Below are 17399 nucleotides of genomic sequence, written 5' to 3' on the forward strand. Positions count from 1 at the left end.
CGTCGCCCCGGCTCCCGCGCCGGCCCCGGCTCCCGCCCCCGCCGCCCCCGGTGCCGCCCCCGCCGAGGGCGGCGCGGTCGCCGCGCTGGCCAGCACCGCCGACGTCCCGGTCGGCGGCGGGCTCATCGTCGGTGACACCGTCATCACCCAGCCGACCGCGGGCCAGTTCAAGGCGTTCTCGACCGTGTGCACCCACCAGGGCTGCGCGGTCAGCGAGATCACCGACGGCACCATCAACTGCCTGTGCCACGGCTCGAAGTTCTCCGTGGAGGACGGCGAGCCCACCGCAGGCCCGGCCAACGCGCCGCTGCCGGCCAAGGAGATCACCGTGGACGGGGAGTCGATCACCCTGGCCTGAACCGGCCCGGCCCGCGGTCCGGGTCACCCTGGCGTGCGACGGGTCACGGCGCGAGCGGGGGCCCGGGGCGGTTGCGGCATCTAGACTGCGTGCCCATGGTCAGCGGCGCCGCGGGCAGCGCACAGGCGGGCAGCACAGGGGCGACCGGCGCGGGAGCGGGCGAGACCGACACCGTCGCCGCCCGGCCGGAGCCCACCGAGCCCGATCGGCTGGCGCTGGCCGCGGGCTTCCCCCCGGTCGGCCGCACCGACTGGCTCGACGAGGTCGACAAGGTCCTGCGCAGGACGGGCCGGATCGGCGCCGACGCGCCCCGCGGCGCCGGGTTCGACGCGCTCGTGCGCCCCACCCTGGACGGCATCCCGGTCCGCCCGCTCTACACCGCCGACGACGCCGTCGCGGCGCCGACCGGGGTCCCGGGCGCGGCGCCCTTCGTCCGGGGCTCGCGGGCCGGCGGAGCGGTCCCCGACGGCTGGGACGTCCGCCAGCGCCACGCCCACCCGGACGCGAAGGCCGCGCGCGAGGCCGTGCTCGCCGATCTGGAGAACGGCGTCACCTCGGTGTGGCTGGTGGTGGGGGAGGGCGGCACCGCCGTCGCCGACCTCCCCGCCGCGCTCGACGGCGTCCACCTCGACCTCGCCCCGGTCGTCCTGGAGGCCGTGGACGCCGACCCGGCCACCGCGACGGCCGCCGCCGAGGCGTTCCTCGGGCTGGCCGCCGAGCGCGGCGTCGCCCCCGACGCCCTGCTGGGCACCCTGGGCCTCGACCCGGTCGGCGTGCGCGCCCGTACGGGCTCCGGGCCCGCGGTGGACTCGGTGGTCGAGGTGGCCCGCCGGGTGGCCGCCGACCACCCGCGGGTGCGCGCGGTCGTCGTCGACGCGCTGCCCGTGGCCGGGGCCGGCGGCTCGGACGCCCAGGAGCTGGGCTACTCGCTCGCCGCGGGCGTGGCGTACCTGCGGGCGCTGACCGACGCCGGGCTCGACGTCACCACCGCCGCCGGGCTGCTGGAGTTCCGCTACGCGGCCACCGTGGAGCAATTCCCGACGATCGCGAAGCTGCGCGCCGCCCGCCGGCTGTGGGCGCGGGTGCTGCAGGCCAGCGGGGCCGAGCCGGCGCGCGGCCAGTTCCAGCACGCCGTGGCCGCGGCCACCGCGCTGAGCAGGCGCGACCCCTACGTCAACCTGCTGCGCGGCACCGTCGCCTGCTTCGCGGCCGGCGTCGGCGGCGCCGACGCGGTCACCGCGGCCCCGTTCGACGCCGCGATCGGCGCCGACACCGCGTTCTCCCGGCGGATCGCCCGCAACACCCAGTCGCTGCTGGTCGAGGAGTCGCACCTGGCCAGGGTGATCGACCCGGCCGGCGGCTCCTGGCTGGTCGAGTCGCTCACCGACTCCTACGCCGAGGTCGGGTGGGCGTTCTTCCAGGAGCTGGAGGCGGCCGGCGGGGTGCTCGCCGCGCTCGACTCCGGACTCGTCGCGCGGAAGGTGGGCGAGGTCCGGGCGCAGCGCGAGGCCGACGCGGCCACCCGGCGCAAGCCGATCACCGGGGTCAGCGAGTTCCCCGACCTGGCCGAGAAGCCCGTGGAGCGCGAGCCGCTGCCGGCGCCGCCGGGCGGCGGGCTGGCGGTGTACCGGCCGGCCGCCGCGTTCGAGGAGCGCCGCGACCGCTCCGACGCCGCGCTCGCCGCCACGGGCGCGCGCCCGCGCGCGTTCCTGGCCACGCTCGGTCCGCTGGCCGCCTACACCGCGCGCGCCGGGTTCGCCCGCAACCTGCTGGCCGCTGGCGGCATCGAGGCCGTCGAGGCCGGCCCGACCACCACGGTCGACGAGGTGGTGGCGGAGTTCACCGGGGCCGGCACGACCGTCGCGGTGCTCTGCTCGACCGACGCCGTCTACGCCGAGCGGGCCGCCGAGACCGTCGCCGCGCTGCGCGAGGCCGGCGCCGGGCTCATCCTGCTGGCGGGCTCGGCGTCCGCGCCGGGCCTGGACGGCCACCTCAAGGCCGGCGGCGACGCCCTGGCCACCATCGACGCCGTGTACCGCGCCCTCGACGGCGCGCTGGAGGAGTCATGAGCATCCCCGACTTCACCCGGGTCCCGCTGGAGACCGACGCACCGGCCGTCAGCTGGGACGAGGCGCTGGCCGGCGCCGAGCGGCCGCCGGTGTGGGAGGCGCCGGAGGGGATCGCGGTCCCGCCGCTCTACACCGCCGACGACCTCGCCGACGTCGACTTCCTGAACACCTACCCCGGGCTGGCGCCGTTCCTGCGCGGCCCCTACCCGACGATGTACACGACCCAGCCGTGGACCGTGCGCCAGTACGCCGGGTTCTCCACGGCGAACGAGTCCAACGCGTTCTACCGGCGCAACCTGGCCGCCGGGCAGAAGGGCCTGTCGATCGCGTTCGACCTGGCCACCCACCGCGGCTACGACTCCGACCACCCGCGCGTCGGCGGCGACGTCGGCATGGCCGGGGTGGCCATCGACTCCATCTACGACATGCGCCAGCTCTTCGACGGCATCCCGCTGGGCGAGATGTCGGTGTCGATGACGATGAACGGCGCCGTGCTGCCGGTGCTGGCGCTCTACATCGTGGCCGCGCAGGAGCAGGGCGTGGCGCGCGAGAAGCTCACCGGGACCATCCAGAACGACATCCTCAAGGAGTTCATGGTCCGCAACACCTACATCTACCCGCCGCAGCCCTCGATGCAGATCATCTCCGACATCTTCAACTTCACCTCGCGGGAGATGCCGAAGTTCAACTCGATCTCCATCTCCGGCTACCACATTCAGGAGGCCGGGGCGACCGCCGACCTGGAGCTGGCCTACACCCTGGCCGACGGCGTGGAGTACCTGCGGGCCGGGATCGACGCCGGGCTCGACGTCGACCGGTTCGCGCCCCGGCTGAGCTTCTTCTGGGGCATCGGGATGAACTTCTTCATGGAGGTCGCGAAGCTGCGCGCGGCGCGGCTGCTGTGGGCGAAGCTGGTCGACGGGTTCGGGCCGAAGAACCAGAAGTCGCTGTCGCTGCGCACGCACTCGCAGACCTCCGGCTGGTCGCTGACCGCCCAGGACGTCTACAACAACGTGATCCGCACCTGCGTGGAGGCGATGGCCGCCACCCAGGGCCACACCCAGTCGCTGCACACCAACGCGCTGGACGAGGCGCTGGCCCTGCCCACCGACTTCTCCGCCCGCATCGCCCGCAACACCCAGCTGCTGCTGCAGCAGGAGACCGGCACCACCCGCGTCATCGACCCGTGGGGCGGCAGCTACTACGTCGAGCGCCTCACCTACGACCTGGCCCGTCGGGCCTGGGCGCACATCGAGGAGGTCGAGGCGGCCGGCGGCATGGCCCAGGCCATCGACGCCGGCATCCCGAAGCTGCGCGTGGAGGAGGCCGCCGCGCGCACCCAGGCCCGCATCGACTCCGGGCGCCAGCCGGTGATCGGGGTCAACAAGTACGTCACCGACGCCGACGAGAAGGTCGAGGTGCTGCGCGTCGACAACGCGGGGGTGCGCGCCGAGCAGCTGGACAAGCTGCGCAGGCTGCGCGAGGAGCGCGACGACCGGGCCGTGGACGACGCCCTGCGCGCGCTCACGAACGCCGCCTCCGCGATCGCCGAGGGCACCCCGCGCACCGACGAGCAGAACCTGCTGGAGCTGGCCGTGCGCGCGGCCGGGGCGATGGCGACCGTCGGGGAGATCTCCGACGCGCTGGAGAAGGTGTTCGGGCGCCACTCCGGCCAGATCCGCATCATCTCCGGTGTGTACTCCGAGGAGGCCGGGGCGAGCCCGGCCATCACCAGGGCCCGCGAGCTTGTCGACGCGTTCGCCGCCGAGGAGGGCCGCCAGCCCCGCATCCTGGTCGCCAAGATGGGCCAGGACGGCCACGACCGCGGCCAGAAGGTGATCGCCACGGCGTTCGCCGACCTCGGCTTCGACGTCGACGTCGGCCCGCTGTTCCAGACCCCGGCCGAGGTGGCCCGCCAGGCCGTCGAGGCCGACGTGCACGTCGTCGGGGTCAACTCGCTGGCCGCGGGGCACCTGACGCTGGTGCCCGAGCTGCGCGCCGAGCTGGCCGAGCTCGACCGCTCCGACATCATGGTCGTCGTCGGCGGGGTCATCCCGCCCGACGACTACGAGACCCTCACCGGCATGGGCGCGGCGGCGATCTTCGGCCCGGGCACGGTGATCGCCGAGGCGGCGGTCGACCTGCTGGAGAAGCTGACCGCCCTGCACGGTGCCGCCGACCACCCGGCCGACGAGGGCTGATGGCGCGACCGGTCGACGTCGCGGCGCTGGCCAAGGGCGTGCTGGATGGCTCGCGCTCGCTGCTGGCCCGCGCCATCACCCTCGTCGAGTCCCACCACCCCGAACACCGCCGGGCCGCGCAGGAGCTGCTGATGGAGCTGCTCCCGGCGGCGGGCGGGGCGCACCGGGTGGGCATCAGCGGGGTGCCCGGGGTCGGGAAGTCGACCTTCATCGAGGCGCTGGGCACCCGGTTGACCGGGACCGGGCACCGGGTCGCCGTCCTCGCGGTCGACCCCTCGTCCACCCGCACGCGCGGCTCGATCCTGGGCGACAAGACCCGGATGACCGCGCTGTCCACCGACCCCGACGCGTTCGTGCGCCCCTCGCCCAGCGCCGGCACCCTCGGCGGCGTCGCCCGGGCCACCCGCGAGACGATCGTGCTGATGGAGGCGGCCGGCTACGACGTGGTCCTGGTCGAGACCGTCGGGGTCGGGCAGAGCGAGGTCGCGGTGGCCGCCATGGTCGACACGTTCCTGCTGCTGACGATCGCCCGCACCGGCGACCAGCTGCAGGGCATCAAGAAGGGCATCCTGGAGATCGCCGACGTGGTCGCGGTCAACAAGGCCGACGGCGAGCACGAGGGCGACGCCCGCCGCGCCGCCGCCGACCTGCGCTCCGCGCTCCGCATGATGACCCCCACCGACGAGTCGGCCTCGATCGACTGGCGCACGCCGGTGCTGCCGTGCAGCGCGCGCACGGGCAAGGGCCTCGACGAGGTCTGGGAGGCCGTCGGACGCCACCGCGCACTCCTCGACGAGCACGGCGAGCTCGACGACAAGCGCGCCACCCAGCAGGTCGACTGGATGTGGGCGATGGTGCGCGACCGGCTCCTCGACCGCCTGCAGTCCGACCCCGGCGTGCGCGAGGTGCTGCCGCGCCTGGAGCGGGAGGTGCGGGCGGGGGAGCGCACGCCGACGCTGGCCGCCCAGGACATCCTCGACCGGTTGGGTCTGCAGTGACGCTCCGGCAGCACGCGTGACGTCGGTGCCGCCCGGGCAGGCAACCGTCCGGTCGGCCCCGCACTGACGGTGACCGCGAAGGCATAGGGTCGGGTGCGTGAGCGATCCGATCTCCGCCCGCGACCTGCGTGTCTCCGACGACGAGCGGCGCCACGTCGTGGGGCTGCTGGAGCGGGCCACCGGCCGCGGGCTGATCGACCTCGACGAGTTCACCTCCAGGGTGGACACCGCGCTGGCCGCACGGACCCGGGGCGACCTCAACGCCGTGCTGGTCGACCTCCCCGGCCTCGTGCACCCCGACCGTCCGGCCGGGCCGCCGGTCGTGCGCCCCTCGGCCGCGCCGCAGCGGCGCGCCACCCGGGCCCCGCTGCCCGACGGCGGCGACCTGCTCACCGCCCAGCTCGGCTCGATCAACCGGCGGGGTTCCTGGCAGGTCCCCGAGCACCTGCGGATCCAGGTCGCGATGGGCTCCGCTGAGCTCGACTTCACCGAGACCGACGTGCCGCCCATCGTGCAGATCGACCTCGACGTGATCGCCGGCTCGGTGGAGCTGCGCCTGCCCGAGCACGCGCGCGTCGACCGCGCCGGCATCTCGGTCACCCTCGGCAGCATCGAGGAGAAGCTGCGCGGCAGCGACGGCAGCGGCCCGGTGTTCGTGCTGCGCGGGGCGGTGCGGGCGGGATCGGTGGAGGTGCGCGGGCCGAAGCGACGCTGGCTGCGCCGCCACCAGCGCTGACCCGGCTCCGATCCGGCCCCGATCCGGCTCCGGACGGCGACGACCCGACCATCCGGACGGCCGCCCGTTCGGGCGGCGTGGGCGTCGACGCCCAGCCCTTCCACTCGCTACTCTGTATGGTCCTCTCGTATGCGCTGAATGGCCCACTTGCCGGGTCGATGCCTGAGCGAGGGAGCACGTTGACCATCCAGGACTACATCCGGGTCGTCCGGGAGCGGTGGATCATCCTCGTGGTGGCGCTGGCCCTGGGGCTCGCCGGCGCGGCCGCGGCCTGGTCGTTGCGCCCGCCCGAGTACACCGCCCGGTTGTCGCTCTACGTGTCGGCGCAGGCCGCCGACACCCCCAATGCCGCGTACCAGGGCAGCCTGCTGTCCCAGCAGCGCGTCTCGTCCTACGTGGACCTCGTCAGCAGCCGCCGGGTGAGCCGGGAGGTGATCCGCGACCTCGGCCTCGCCGCCACCCCGCAGGCGCTGGCCTCCCGGATCAGCGCGTCGACCGCACCCGACTCGGTGCTGATCGACGTGGCCGTCGTCGGCGGTGCCCCCGACGAGGTCGCCGCCATCGCCAACTCGGTCGGGCAGGTGCTCACCGGCCTGGTCGCCGAGCTCGAACGGCCCTCCACCCCGGGCGCGCCACCGCCGGTGCAGGTGCGGGTCGTCGAGCCGGCGGAGGTCCCGACGACGCCGTCGTCCACCGGCCTGCCGGTCACCCTGCTGCTCGGCCTGCTCGTCGGCCTGGCCGCCGGGGTGGGCCTGGCGCTGCTGCGGAACGCCACCGACACTTCCGTCAAGTCCCTGGACCAGCTGCGCGCGACGACCGGGGCCCCGAACCTGGGCGTGATCGCCTACGACCCGGACACGCCGAAGCGGCCGCTGACGGTGCACGACGACGACCCCCACTCACCGCGCGCGGAGGCGTTCCGCCAGTTGCGCACCAACCTGCGCTTCGTCGACGTGGACAACCCCAGCAAGGTCATCCTGGTGACCAGTTCGCTCCCCGCGGAGGGCAAGACGACCTCCGTGTGCAACCTGGCGATCGCCGTCGCCGCCGCCGGCACCCGCCTGCTGGTGGTGGAGGCCGACCTGCGACGCCCCGGCGTCGTGAACCTGCTCGGCCTGGACGGGGCCGTGGGGCTCACCGACATCCTGGCCGGCCGGCTGCGCTTCGAGGACGTGGTCCAGCACTGGGCCGGCGGCGGCTTCGACGTCCTCGCCAGCGGTGCGCTGCCGCCCAACCCCAGCGAACTGCTCGGGTCGCGCCAGATGGCGGACCTGCTGGCGGCCCTGCGCACCCGCTACGACGTGGTCCTGGTGGACACCCCACCCCTGCTCCCGGTCACCGACGCCGCCGCGGTGGCGCCCGAGACCGACGGCGCGATCCTGGCCTGCCGGTACAACGAGACCACCCGCGAGCAGGTCGGCCGCGCGGTGGAGGCGCTGGCCGCGGTGTCGGCGCCGGTGCTGGGGACGCTGTTCACCATGGTGCCGACCAGCGGGGCGCGCGGGTACGCGCAGTACAACACCTACTACAGCTCGAAGGGGCCGGTGTCGACGGGCGGCCACGTCGTGCGCGCGGGGAGGCATGAGAGTGGATAGCCGCCGGCCGCAGCGCACGCCGCACTTCCACGATCGCCACCGCGGTTCGTGGTCGTGACCACGGTCAAGACCATGCTCTTCGCCGACCTGCACCGGATCACGGGCCGGGCGAGCTGGGGCCAGTTCCTCAAGCAGTTCGTCGTCGGCGACACCTACCGGTACAACGTGGCGCTGCGGATCACTGCGGCCGGCTCTGGTCGGCCGGGCATCGCGAACCGCGTCGGCCTCTTCCTCGGCCGGATCTGGCTGCGGCGACTGCGCAGGACGATGGGCATCAACATCCCGTGGGCGACGACCATCGGGCCCGGCCTGCTGATAGGCCACGCGGGTGGGATCGTCGTGAACGCCGCGGCGACACTCGGGCGGGACTGCAACCTGAGCCACAACGTGACCATCGGTGTCACTCGGGGCGGGCGGAACCCGGGTGTGCCCACGATCGGACACCGGGTGTACATCGGCCCGGGCGCCGTCCTGGTCGGGGCGATCACCGTCGGGGACGACGCGGCGATCGGTGCCAACGCGGTCGTCACGAAGGACGTCCCGGCCGGCGCGACCGCGCGTGGCAACCCGGCCGAGGTGTTCCCCGGCCGGGGCTCCGGGAGCTACGTCAACAGAAGATCTGAACCGGTCACCCGTTGACGGCTGACGAACTGCGGCCGCGCTCGCTGCGCAGGAACTTCTCGGCGACCGCCACCGGCGGCCTCGTCTACGCGGCGTGCCAGTTCGGGATGCTGTCGATCCTCGCCCGGTTCACCACGCCCGCCGAGGTCGGCCGGTACGCGCTCGCCTTGGCGATCAGCGGTCCGGTCTTCGCGTTCGCCAACCTCAAGTTGCGCGACGTGCTGGCCACGGACGCCGTGGACCAGTTCGCCTTCGGGCAGTACCTCGGTCAGCGGATCGTCACCTCCGCCGTCGCCGTCGTGGCGATCGCCGCGACCGCCCTGCTGCTGGGCCTGGACGAGGCGACTCTGGTGACGGTGCTGGCGGTCACCGCGTTCAAGGCCTTCGAGTCGGTCATCGACCTGCTCTACGGTGCGATGCAGCGACGCGAGCAGATGCACCTCATCGCCCGCTCGGAGGTGTGGCGGGGGGTCGGCGGCCTGCTGGTCTTCGGGGCCCTGGTGGTCTGGACGCGACGGGTCGAGGTGGCCTCGATCGGGCTGGCCGTGTGCACGGCACCCCAGATCGCGACGAACACGGTCCGGCTCAAGCGGCTGGGCATCTCGGCCCGGCCGTTGTTCAACCGGTCGACGCTGCGGAGGTTGACCTGGCTCGCACTGCCGCTCGGGGTGTCGATCGCCGCCGGGTCGCTGCGGGTGAACGTGCCCCGCTACTTCCTGCAGGCGTTCGAGGGCAGCGTCGCCCTCGGCATCTTCGCCGCGCTCGCCTACGTGCTGGTGCTGTCCGGCACGGTCGTGGGCGCGTTGGGACAAGCGGCGAGCCCTCGCCTGGCGAACCTGTTCGCCGCGGGTCAGCGGGCGCGGTTCACGCGCACACTCACCCGCCTGGTCGCGCTGGGTGCTGCTCTCGGCGTCGCCGGGGTCGCGGGGGCGGCGCTGTTCGGTGCTCCGGCGCTGCGACTGGTGTTCGGCGCCGAGTACGCCGCCCACGCCGATGTACTGGTCGTGCTGATGGTCGCGGCGGCCGTGCAGTACAGCGTGGTGTTCCTCGGGACGTCGGTCACCGCGATCCGCCGGTTCACCGTGCAGATGCCGATCAGCATCGGGGTGCTGATCGTGGTGACCGCGGCGGCGGCTGTGGCGGTGCCGCCGTGGGGACTCATGGGCGGAGCGCTGGCGGTGCTCGCGAGCCAGGTCTTCGCGATGCTGTGCTACATCGGGCTGTACGTGAGGGTGGTCCTGCCGGCTCTGCGTCCGGCCGGTGGGGAGAAATAGGGCTTGCTCAGCCGCGGTGCGCGGCGGGGCGGACCGCGGAGCCACGACCGAGCAGCCGGACCTTGAGGGGGTAGAGGCGGCGCCGGACGACGAGCCCGAGCCGCGGGAGGACCTTGAACCGGACGTCCCGGCCGCGGCCGGCGGTGCACCAGCGCAGCCAGTTCCGGGTGCCGCGGCGCACACCGCCGAACTGGATCTCCTCCGCGCTCAGGTAGCGCACCCCGGCCGCGTCGAGCAGGGCCCGTGCCTCGGCTTCCTGGTGGCGCTTGCTCGGCACCTTGCGCACGTCGAAGTGCACCAGGAGGTGGGTGACCTTGGAGAGCTGGCCCGCCTCCGCGAGCCTGCGGATGATCTCCACCTCGGCGCCCTCGACGTTGACCTTCATGTAGACGGTGTCGTCGCTGCCGACGTTGTCCCGGAACCACGCCGCGGCGTCGCGGACCTCGCAGGTGGTGGATCCCCGGACGACGTCCTTGTCGGCCCACATCGAGGCGCCGATCGCGCCGGGGTTGTGCAGGTCGACCTGCCCGTCGCGGTCCCACAGACCGAACTCGCAGATCTGCACCCGGTCGTCCGCCATCGCGGCGAGCCGGGGCCAGCACGCCGGAGCGGGCTCGAAGCACACGATGGAGTCGAAGCCCCATTCCGGGCGCGACACCACCGCCAGCGTCTCGCCGAAGTGGGCACCGACGTCGAGGAACATCTTCACGTTGCGCCACCTCGGTTCATCGTTGACGACTGATCGGGGTGCAGACCCGCGAGCAGCGCTCGGTACTCCGCCTCGAGGGCGTTCCACATGTCCTGCGGTACGAAGTCCCGGCGGGCCCGGGCACGGCCCGCTGCGCCGTGCTCTCCGCGCAGTCCGGGATCGACGACATAGACGCGGAGGGCGGCGGCCAGCTCGCCGGAGTCGCCGGCCGGGACGAGGGTTCCGGTCACCCCGTCCACGACGGCGTCGGTCAGGCCGGGCACGCGGGTGGCGACGACCGGGAGGCCCATCGCGCTGCCTTCGAGGGCGGCCAGGCCGAAGCCCTCGCGGTGGGACGGCAGGGCGACGATCTGCATGGCCGAGTAGTACGACTCCGGTGTGGTCGAATGGCCCGCGAAGTGGACCCGGGGGTCGTCGCGCAGCGCCGTGATGACGGCGCCGGGGACGGGGTCGCCGTCCTCCTCCGCCCCCACGAGCAGCAGCCGGACGTGGGGGAACTCCTGGCGGAGCGTCGTCCACGCCCGGGCGAGCTCGACGATCCCCTTGTCGCGCACCACCCGACCCACGAACCCGATCACGACGTCCTCGGGGGGCACGCCGAGTTCGCTGCGGATGGCCGCGCCCTCGGCCCTCCGCGCGGAGGGGTCGAAGCGCTCCGCGGTGTCGACGCCGTTGATGCTGCCGTGCCGCAGCACCCTGCCCGCGCCCGGGCGGATCGTGCCGAGCCGCTCCGCCTCCGCCAGGCCGCTCCCGCTCACCCAGAGCACGCGGTCGGCGAGTCGGGCAGCCAGCACGTCGGCGCCCCACATCACGAGGCGGCGCAGTCCCGCGGCCGTGCTCATCGGCATCCCGTGCACGTGGTAGATGCGCACCGGGACCCGGGTGAGGCGCGCCGCGATCATCGCCAGGAGGCCGGCCTTCGGCGTGTGCGCGTGGACGATCGCGGGCCGCAGATCTGCGAACAGCCGGGCGAGGCGCCGCAGCGCCACCACGTCGGCGGACGGGCTGATGCGGCGCGACATGGGCACCGCGTGCACCTGCACCTGCTCGGTCCGGCCGAAGCGACGCAGCTCGGGACCGGGCGAGGAGACGGCGTGCACGTCGAAGCCGTTGTGCCGCATGAAGCCCGCTTGGCCGCGCAGGAACCACAGCGACAGCGGGACCGTCGTGACGTGCACCAACCGCGGCCGTGCCCGGGGGCACTGCAGGGTCGTGGTGTCGGGGCTCGCCCCGAGCGACTCAGCCACCGATCCGGTCCAGCAGCAGCGGTGCGTAGCGGGTGGCGTCCGTGCTGCTGACCACCCACGTCCGGGTCGCGCCGGCGACGATCTGGGCCAACAACCGCCGTTCCTGCAGGGCCGCCTCGTCAAGCCCGATCCCGGGGTTGAAGAACTCGTACGCGACCAGGGCGGGTGCCTTGACGTAGTTGAACTCGTAGCGGTTGAGGTTCACCGCCTTGCGCAGGATCTCGTCCCGGTCGCCTTCGGTGACGGCCTCGGGGCCCCGTTCGAGCACCGCCACGTGCGTGATCTTCGCTTCGTGCAGCAGCCGGTCCGGCGGTACCAGGGTGTCGACGCCGCTGACCTTGGCCAGCGGTAGGAGCTCCAACGGCGGTACGACCGCGGTGAGGCGGTTGAGGAGCCGGGACCGCCGACTGCGGTCGATCCGGTCGTAGTAGCGGAACGTGCTGGTCCACGGGGCCGAGAAGACGGTCGTTCCGTCGGAGACGGCGAGGTCCTCGGCCAGGAAGCCGGCGTCGTGCTCCAGGCACGCGATCATGGTCGTCAGCGTCTTACCGGTGTTCGGCGGGGCGAGCACGAGCACGGTCGAGTCGCCCTTCTTGAAGGCCGAGCAGTGCAGTGGGGCGTACCCCGCCTGCAGCAGCAGCAGGCCGACGACGTCGGTGAGGATGTAGCCGGCGCTGTGCAGGTTCATGAACCGGTGGGTGACGTAGCGCAGGTACTGGGGGTTGACGTGCAGCGTCGGTTCGCCGCTGAGCAGCCCTTCGAGCCGGAACCGGAGCTTCTGGTTGCCCAGCAGCGTGCGTTCGTAGTAGATCGAGTCGGCTCCGGGGACGCCGCTGAAGTAGTGGTACTTGCCTGCCACGTGGTCGGGCGCGGAGGCGTCCTCGGGCGGGTCGACGTCGCCGACGACAAGTCGCAGGCGGACGGCGCAGGCCTCGTACTCCTCGCGCGAGCCCGCCGGCACGTTGACGCCCCAGGACCACTTGAATCCGGCGGCGTTGGTCCGCAGACCGAGGACGCCCTGCACGCAGATGTGGTAGTTCTCGGTCATCGTCTGACTCCCTGGTGGATCGCTCGTGGTGTTGTTGTGCGGGTCGTCTTCTCCAGGGCGTCGTAGAAGGCGGCACGGCGTGCGGCGAGAACACGCTCCCGGTACTCCTGGGCGACGGTGAAGTTGCGCTCGCCCATGCGGCGGCGCCGATCGGGAGCGGTGATCACCGCTTCGAGCAGGTCGGCGAGGGCGGCAGGGTCGCCGGCCGGGCACAGGTCCTCGGCGGGCAGCAGCTCGCGGACGCCGCCGACGTCCGACGCGACGCAGGGCAGTCTGCGCGCCATCGCCTCGATGAGCGCGCGCGGGAGACCCTCGGTGCGGGACGGCAGGACGAAGACGTCGGCCCGGTCCAGTTCCGCCCGTACCGCCGGCCCGGCCGGCACCTGACCGACGAAGGTCGTCGTGTCCACGATGCCCAGCTGCGCGGCTTGGCGCGCCAACCGCGGTCGCAGCCGACCGTCCCCGACCAGCCTGACCCGGACCTCGAGACCGCGGTCCCGCAACGCTGCCGCGGCACTCAGCAGCACGTCGTGGCCCTTGTAGGGCTGCGACTGGGTGCCGACCGCGACCAGCACCAGCGGACCCGCCGACACCCGGGGCCGGGCGGTGCGGAACGCCTCGTCGGGCAGGTCGACGTCCGAGTAGCTGGTCGTGCAGGCCGTCGACCGCGGCGGATAGCGTTCCTGCAGCCTGCTCTTCGTCACGTACGCGATGGCTGCCGCGCGAGCGCAGTGTCGCTGCATCAGCCGATAGGTGAAGTGGCGAAGCAGGGGCGCAGCGACCTTCCCCCCGATGCCGGCGGAGAAGACGTCGTACGGGTCACCGACGACCTCGACGCCGTAGGGACGCCGCGCGCGGTCGACCTGGTGGACGAGCAAGCTGCCGACGATGCCCGGCAGTCGCGCCAGGTACGCCGTGTCCGGGGCCCGGCACACCTCCGCGATGCGCGATCGGCCCGCTGTCAGCAGGCGGAGCGCACCCGTCCACCCGGTCCCTCCGGGGAGCGGGATCACGCCCACCCCGGGGCCGGTGACCGGGGACCCGGCCGTGCTCGCGGTGTGCTTCACCCGGGCCAGCACACTGACCTCGCAGTACTGCACGAGGTAGCGCTGCCAGAACGGGTAGGCGCGCCCACCCGTGTCGGAACGCGGAATCCCATCGGGGCCCAGCGCGAACCTGGCTTCGGTCGCGACGACCAACCGCATCCGGCTCCGCTCCCGCTGCATGGGGGGTGCGGCGGTGTGGTCCGGCCTGCTCGGCCCGAACTGCATGTCCTCGTCTCCTTGTCTAGCGGTGCCACAGAGCGCGCAGCTCGGCGGAGACCCGGGGCAGCAGGAAGGGGCCGGCGGCGAAAGATCGGCGCAGGCGGGCGCGTTCGGCGGGGCCGGCCGCGTCGAGGCCCGCGAGGATCGACCTCGCCCACACCTCGTCGGGCTCGTCGAGGCGGTGGATGTGCACGCCGGGGACCAGTTCGCCGATCCACCGCGCGCCGGGCAGGTCCGACGCGACTACCGGTGTGCCGACCGCCAGCGATTCCAGCACCACCCCGGGGAGCCCTTCGCAGGTCGACGTGACCAGCGTGAGGTCGGCGGCGTTGAGGATGCGCAGGACGTCGGGGCGCGTTCCGAGCATCCGGAGAGCACCCGTGCCGCTCTGCCGGTCCGCTCGCGCCCGCCACTTCTCCGCCTCGCCGTCGGCCAGCGAGCCGACCATCACCAGCACGGCCGCTCGTTCGGCGAGCAGGGGATGGCAGCCGAGGTCCACGGCGCGGCCCCGGTTCTTCACCGCCGCCGGACGGCCGACGTGGCAGATCACCGGGGTGTCGGGTGCGATGCCGAGTTCGTCCCGCATCGCGGCGCGGTCATCGGTCGGGGGGATGCGGTGGATGTCGAGGCCGTTGGGCAGGATGCGGCAGCGCGGGTCGGCCCGCCAGCGCGCCCGCCAGCCCTGGTCGAGGGCACTGGGTGACACCCCGAGGATGTCCGTGGCCGACCAGCTGAGCAGCGCTCGCATGATCGACCTCTGGAACCGCCGGGCGACCGTGTCGGCGCGCTGGTCGCCGTCGCTGCGGAAGTGGGCGATCCTGCGGCGCACGCCGCCGAGCCGAGCGAGCGCCAGTACCGCGCCGGAGAACGTCGCGACGTGCGAGTGCACGACATCGATCCGATCGGCGCGCAGGAGCCGGACGAACCGGAAGGGGAAGCGCACATCCAGGCGCAGCGGGATGACCGAGTCGCCGGAGGCGCGGATCCGACCGGCCAATTCGCCCGCGCGTCCGCTGAGGGTGAGGTAGACCGTGTCGAACTCGGTGCGCCCGAGGTGCTCGACCGCCTCCAGGGTGCGTAGCTCGGCACCCCCACGGTCCATGGCGCCGAATATGTGCACGATCCGCCGTCGTGCCCCACCCGCGGGCCGTTCCCGGTCCCGCGGCGGGGCGGGCAACCCCGGGTTGCCGGTGTTCGTCACGATGGGCCCCTTCTCGGGTGGGTCGTCTCATCCCGGGTGACCGTGACGAGCCGGACGACGACGAGCAGCGCCGCGACCAGGAGGACCTGCGCGGGTACGGCTGCGAAGCTGTTCCTGACCTGGATCAGCAGGATGGTGAGCAGCGATCCGAGGAGGGCGTCGTCGAGCGGTGTGCGCCGACGGCGGGCGAGCACCCCGAGCACCACGCCGAGGACGGCCATCACGGCGACGACGCCAACGACCCCGAAGTTGTGGTAGGCCTCGGCCACCGGCGATCCACCGATGGGCCCGACCCGCTGCATGATCTCCACGTTGAACAGCCGGTCGTCGTACTCGGGCGTGCCGTACCCGGCCAGGCGTTCGACGGTCCGCATCGGTACGACGAGCAGCGTCTCGCCGTGTCGGAACGGCTCGCCCCGCTCGTGCCAACCGAGTACCGCCACGACGGGCCGGAGGGAGAACCCCATCTCGGCCGCCCCGTCCAGCGGTGACGTCAGGGCGTTCGGGTCGAGCAACGCGTCGAGGCCTCTCGTCCTCGTCCGGCGGACCACGCCGATCAGCAGCAGCACCACCATCGCCCCGACAGCGGTCCACAGCACCGAGAAGCGCCGCCCTCGGCGAACCTCGATGACGAGCATCGCCACCAGGGGGAAGAGGACCTCGCCGCGCAATCCGAGCGGGAAGGCGACCAGGGCGAACGCCACGAAAGCCGCCCAGGCCACCCGTCGGTGCCACCCACCGGCGGTGATCGCCAGGACGGGCCCCACGCCCAGCGCGAGGATGCCGTAGGGCAACAGCCCGGAACCCTGCGCCGCCTCCAGGTAACTCAGGTACCCCGAGCGGAGCAACCCCAGGCCGCCGCCGCCCACGACGACCTGCGTGAAGATCACCAGACCGATCAGCTGCACCGCGAGGCCGAGCCGGCCCAGCACCTGTCGTTCCCGCAGGTCCGCTCCCTGGGGGGCGGGCGCGGACCGGGGCCTCGGGACGAACTCCGCACCGAGGGTGAACGCCACCATGCCGACAGTCGCGAGTGCGGCGGCGGGCGGACCCAGGCCGCCGAGCAGCCAGCTGATGTCCGCCCCGGACAGCCCCGACGTCCCGCGGAGCGCGATGTCCAGCAGGAGGCCGCCGTGGAAGAGGCCGAAGACGGCCAGGTACGCGGCGGCGGGGGAGTACACGCCCCCGCTCGCCCTCCTGGCGGCGAGGGCCAGGCAGAGCGCCCACGCGAGCACGAAGACCGTCGCCGACTGCTGCAGGGTCCTGGGCGCGGCGAAGGTGACGACCTCGTGCAGACCCAGCCCGGCCGTCACCAGGATCAGCGCCCAGTGCCCCGGCGACTTCCCGGACTGTCGGACGGTCGACCGAGGTGCCGCGGAACGGCTGTCGACCATCACCACGGCGTGCCCCCGTCACCCCGACGTGCCCGTCCCGCCGCCGGCGGGTCGGCGCCGGCCCCTGCGAGCATGCCCACATGCCCTTGTACGTGGCCGGGGCGGGAGGTGTCGGGCGGGAGGCGCTGGACATCGCGCTCGCCGCCGACGTGCCCGTGACCGCCTTCCTCGATGACCGCCTGGCCGGGCAGCAGGTGCGGGGGTTGCCCGTGCTGGCCTTGCGCGACGCCCCGGCGGGCGCCCACTACGTGGTGGCGATCGGCGCCGCGGAAGCTCGCAGGGCCGTGGCCGGGCTGCTCGCCGGGCTCGGCCTGGCCCCGCTGGGCCTCGTGCACCCGCGGGCCGTGATCGGTCCGCAGACCGTCCTCGGTGCGGGCACCCTGGTCCACGCCAACGCGCACGTGTCCAGCGACGTCCGCGCCGGCGCGCACTGCCAGGTCCACTACAACGCGACCGTCGGGCACGACACCGTGCTCGACGAGGTCGTCACCGTGCTGCCCGGGGCCAACGTGGCCGGGGGTGTGCACCTCGCGGCGGGGGTGACGGTCGGCAGCAACGCCGCCGTGCTGCAGGGGCTCACCGTCGGTCAGGGGGCGTTCGTCGGGGCCGGTGCGGTGGTGACGCGGGACGTCGCTCCCGGCGACGTCGTGACCGGGGTGCCGGCCCGGCCGCGGCGCTGATCG

At 73.5% G+C, this 17399-nt stretch carries 15 protein-coding genes; 9 read left to right on the forward strand and 6 right to left on the reverse strand.

The window, feature by feature from the left end; all coding sequences use genetic code 11:
• The 8 genes from KIK08_RS21820 to KIK08_RS21855 form a co-directional block, all read left to right on the forward strand.
• Positions 1–358, forward strand: a 358-nt coding sequence (locus tag KIK08_RS21820) for a Rieske (2Fe-2S) protein (RefSeq protein ID WP_214405079.1), incomplete at its 5' end; no start/stop codon positions are given.
• Positions 359–453: 95 nt separating this feature from the next.
• Positions 454–2427: a methylmalonyl-CoA mutase family protein gene (locus KIK08_RS21825; protein ID WP_214405080.1), complete on the forward strand. Its 1974-nt coding sequence runs from the start codon at positions 454–456 to the stop codon at positions 2425–2427.
• Complete coding sequence (scpA, locus tag KIK08_RS21830) at positions 2424–4628, forward strand: methylmalonyl-CoA mutase (protein ID WP_214405081.1); 2205 nt, start codon at positions 2424–2426, stop codon at positions 4626–4628. The genes KIK08_RS21825 and scpA overlap by 4 nt, the downstream gene beginning before the upstream one ends.
• Entirely contained in the window at positions 4628–5626 is a 999-nt protein-coding gene (meaB, locus tag KIK08_RS21835) for a methylmalonyl Co-A mutase-associated GTPase MeaB (RefSeq protein WP_214405082.1), read from the forward strand. The genes scpA and meaB overlap by 1 nt, the downstream gene beginning before the upstream one ends.
• 97 nt (positions 5627–5723) lie before the next feature.
• Positions 5724–6362, forward strand: coding sequence for a DUF1707 SHOCT-like domain-containing protein (locus tag KIK08_RS21840; RefSeq protein ID WP_214405083.1), 639 nt, complete (start codon positions 5724–5726; stop codon positions 6360–6362).
• 179 nt (positions 6363–6541) lie between these two features.
• Positions 6542–7957 (forward strand): tyrosine-protein kinase domain-containing protein, encoded by a 1416-nt coding sequence (locus tag KIK08_RS21845; RefSeq protein ID WP_214405084.1) that lies wholly within the window; start codon positions 6542–6544, stop codon positions 7955–7957.
• A gap of 54 nt (positions 7958–8011) precedes the next feature.
• On the forward strand, positions 8012–8596 hold the full coding sequence (locus KIK08_RS41845) for a serine O-acetyltransferase (RefSeq protein WP_214405085.1): 585 nt from the start codon (positions 8012–8014) through the stop codon (positions 8594–8596).
• Entirely contained in the window at positions 8593–9852 is a 1260-nt protein-coding gene (locus KIK08_RS21855) for an oligosaccharide flippase family protein (RefSeq protein WP_214405086.1), read from the forward strand. Before KIK08_RS41845 ends, KIK08_RS21855 begins: the two co-directional genes overlap by 4 nt.
• A gap of 7 nt (positions 9853–9859) precedes the next feature.
• On the opposite strand, the gene KIK08_RS21860 is transcribed toward KIK08_RS21855, so the two are convergent.
• From KIK08_RS21860 to wzy, 6 genes are read right to left on the reverse strand one after another with little or no spacing between them, the layout of a single operon-like run.
• Positions 9860–10555: an FkbM family methyltransferase gene (locus KIK08_RS21860; RefSeq protein WP_250557540.1), complete on the reverse strand. Its 696-nt coding sequence runs from the start codon at positions 10553–10555 to the stop codon at positions 9860–9862.
• Positions 10556–10557: 2 nt separating this feature from the next.
• Positions 10558–11808, reverse strand: a complete 1251-nt coding sequence (locus tag KIK08_RS21865) for a glycosyltransferase family 4 protein (protein ID WP_214405088.1) — start codon at positions 11806–11808, stop codon at positions 10558–10560.
• Positions 11801–12856 carry a hypothetical protein gene (locus tag KIK08_RS21870; RefSeq protein WP_214405089.1) on the reverse strand — a complete coding sequence of 352 codons (1056 nt, stop codon included), beginning with the start codon at positions 12854–12856 and terminating at the stop codon, positions 11801–11803. Before KIK08_RS21870 ends, KIK08_RS21865 begins: the two co-directional genes overlap by 8 nt.
• Positions 12853–14127 carry a glycosyltransferase gene (locus tag KIK08_RS21875; RefSeq protein WP_214405090.1) on the reverse strand — a complete coding sequence of 425 codons (1275 nt, stop codon included), beginning with the start codon at positions 14125–14127 and terminating at the stop codon, positions 12853–12855. The genes KIK08_RS21870 and KIK08_RS21875 overlap by 4 nt, the downstream gene beginning before the upstream one ends.
• Before the next feature lie 16 nt (positions 14128–14143).
• Positions 14144–15322 carry a glycosyltransferase gene (locus KIK08_RS21880; protein WP_214405091.1) on the reverse strand — a complete coding sequence of 393 codons (1179 nt, stop codon included), beginning with the start codon at positions 15320–15322 and terminating at the stop codon, positions 14144–14146.
• Positions 15319–16716 carry an O-antigen polysaccharide polymerase Wzy gene (gene wzy, locus KIK08_RS21885; RefSeq protein WP_214405092.1) on the reverse strand — a complete coding sequence of 466 codons (1398 nt, stop codon included), beginning with the start codon at positions 16714–16716 and terminating at the stop codon, positions 15319–15321. The genes KIK08_RS21880 and wzy overlap by 4 nt, the downstream gene beginning before the upstream one ends.
• An 80-nt stretch (positions 16717–16796) precedes the next feature.
• Between wzy and KIK08_RS21890 the strand changes: the two genes are divergently transcribed.
• Positions 16797–17396 carry a NeuD/PglB/VioB family sugar acetyltransferase gene (locus KIK08_RS21890; protein ID WP_214405093.1) on the forward strand — a complete coding sequence of 200 codons (600 nt, stop codon included), beginning with the start codon at positions 16797–16799 and terminating at the stop codon, positions 17394–17396.
• The last annotated feature ends 3 nt before the right edge of the window (positions 17397–17399 follow it).

This window comes from Pseudonocardia lacus (genome assembly GCF_018531445.1).
GTDB lineage: Bacteria > Actinomycetota > Actinomycetes > Mycobacteriales > Pseudonocardiaceae > Pseudonocardia > Pseudonocardia lacus.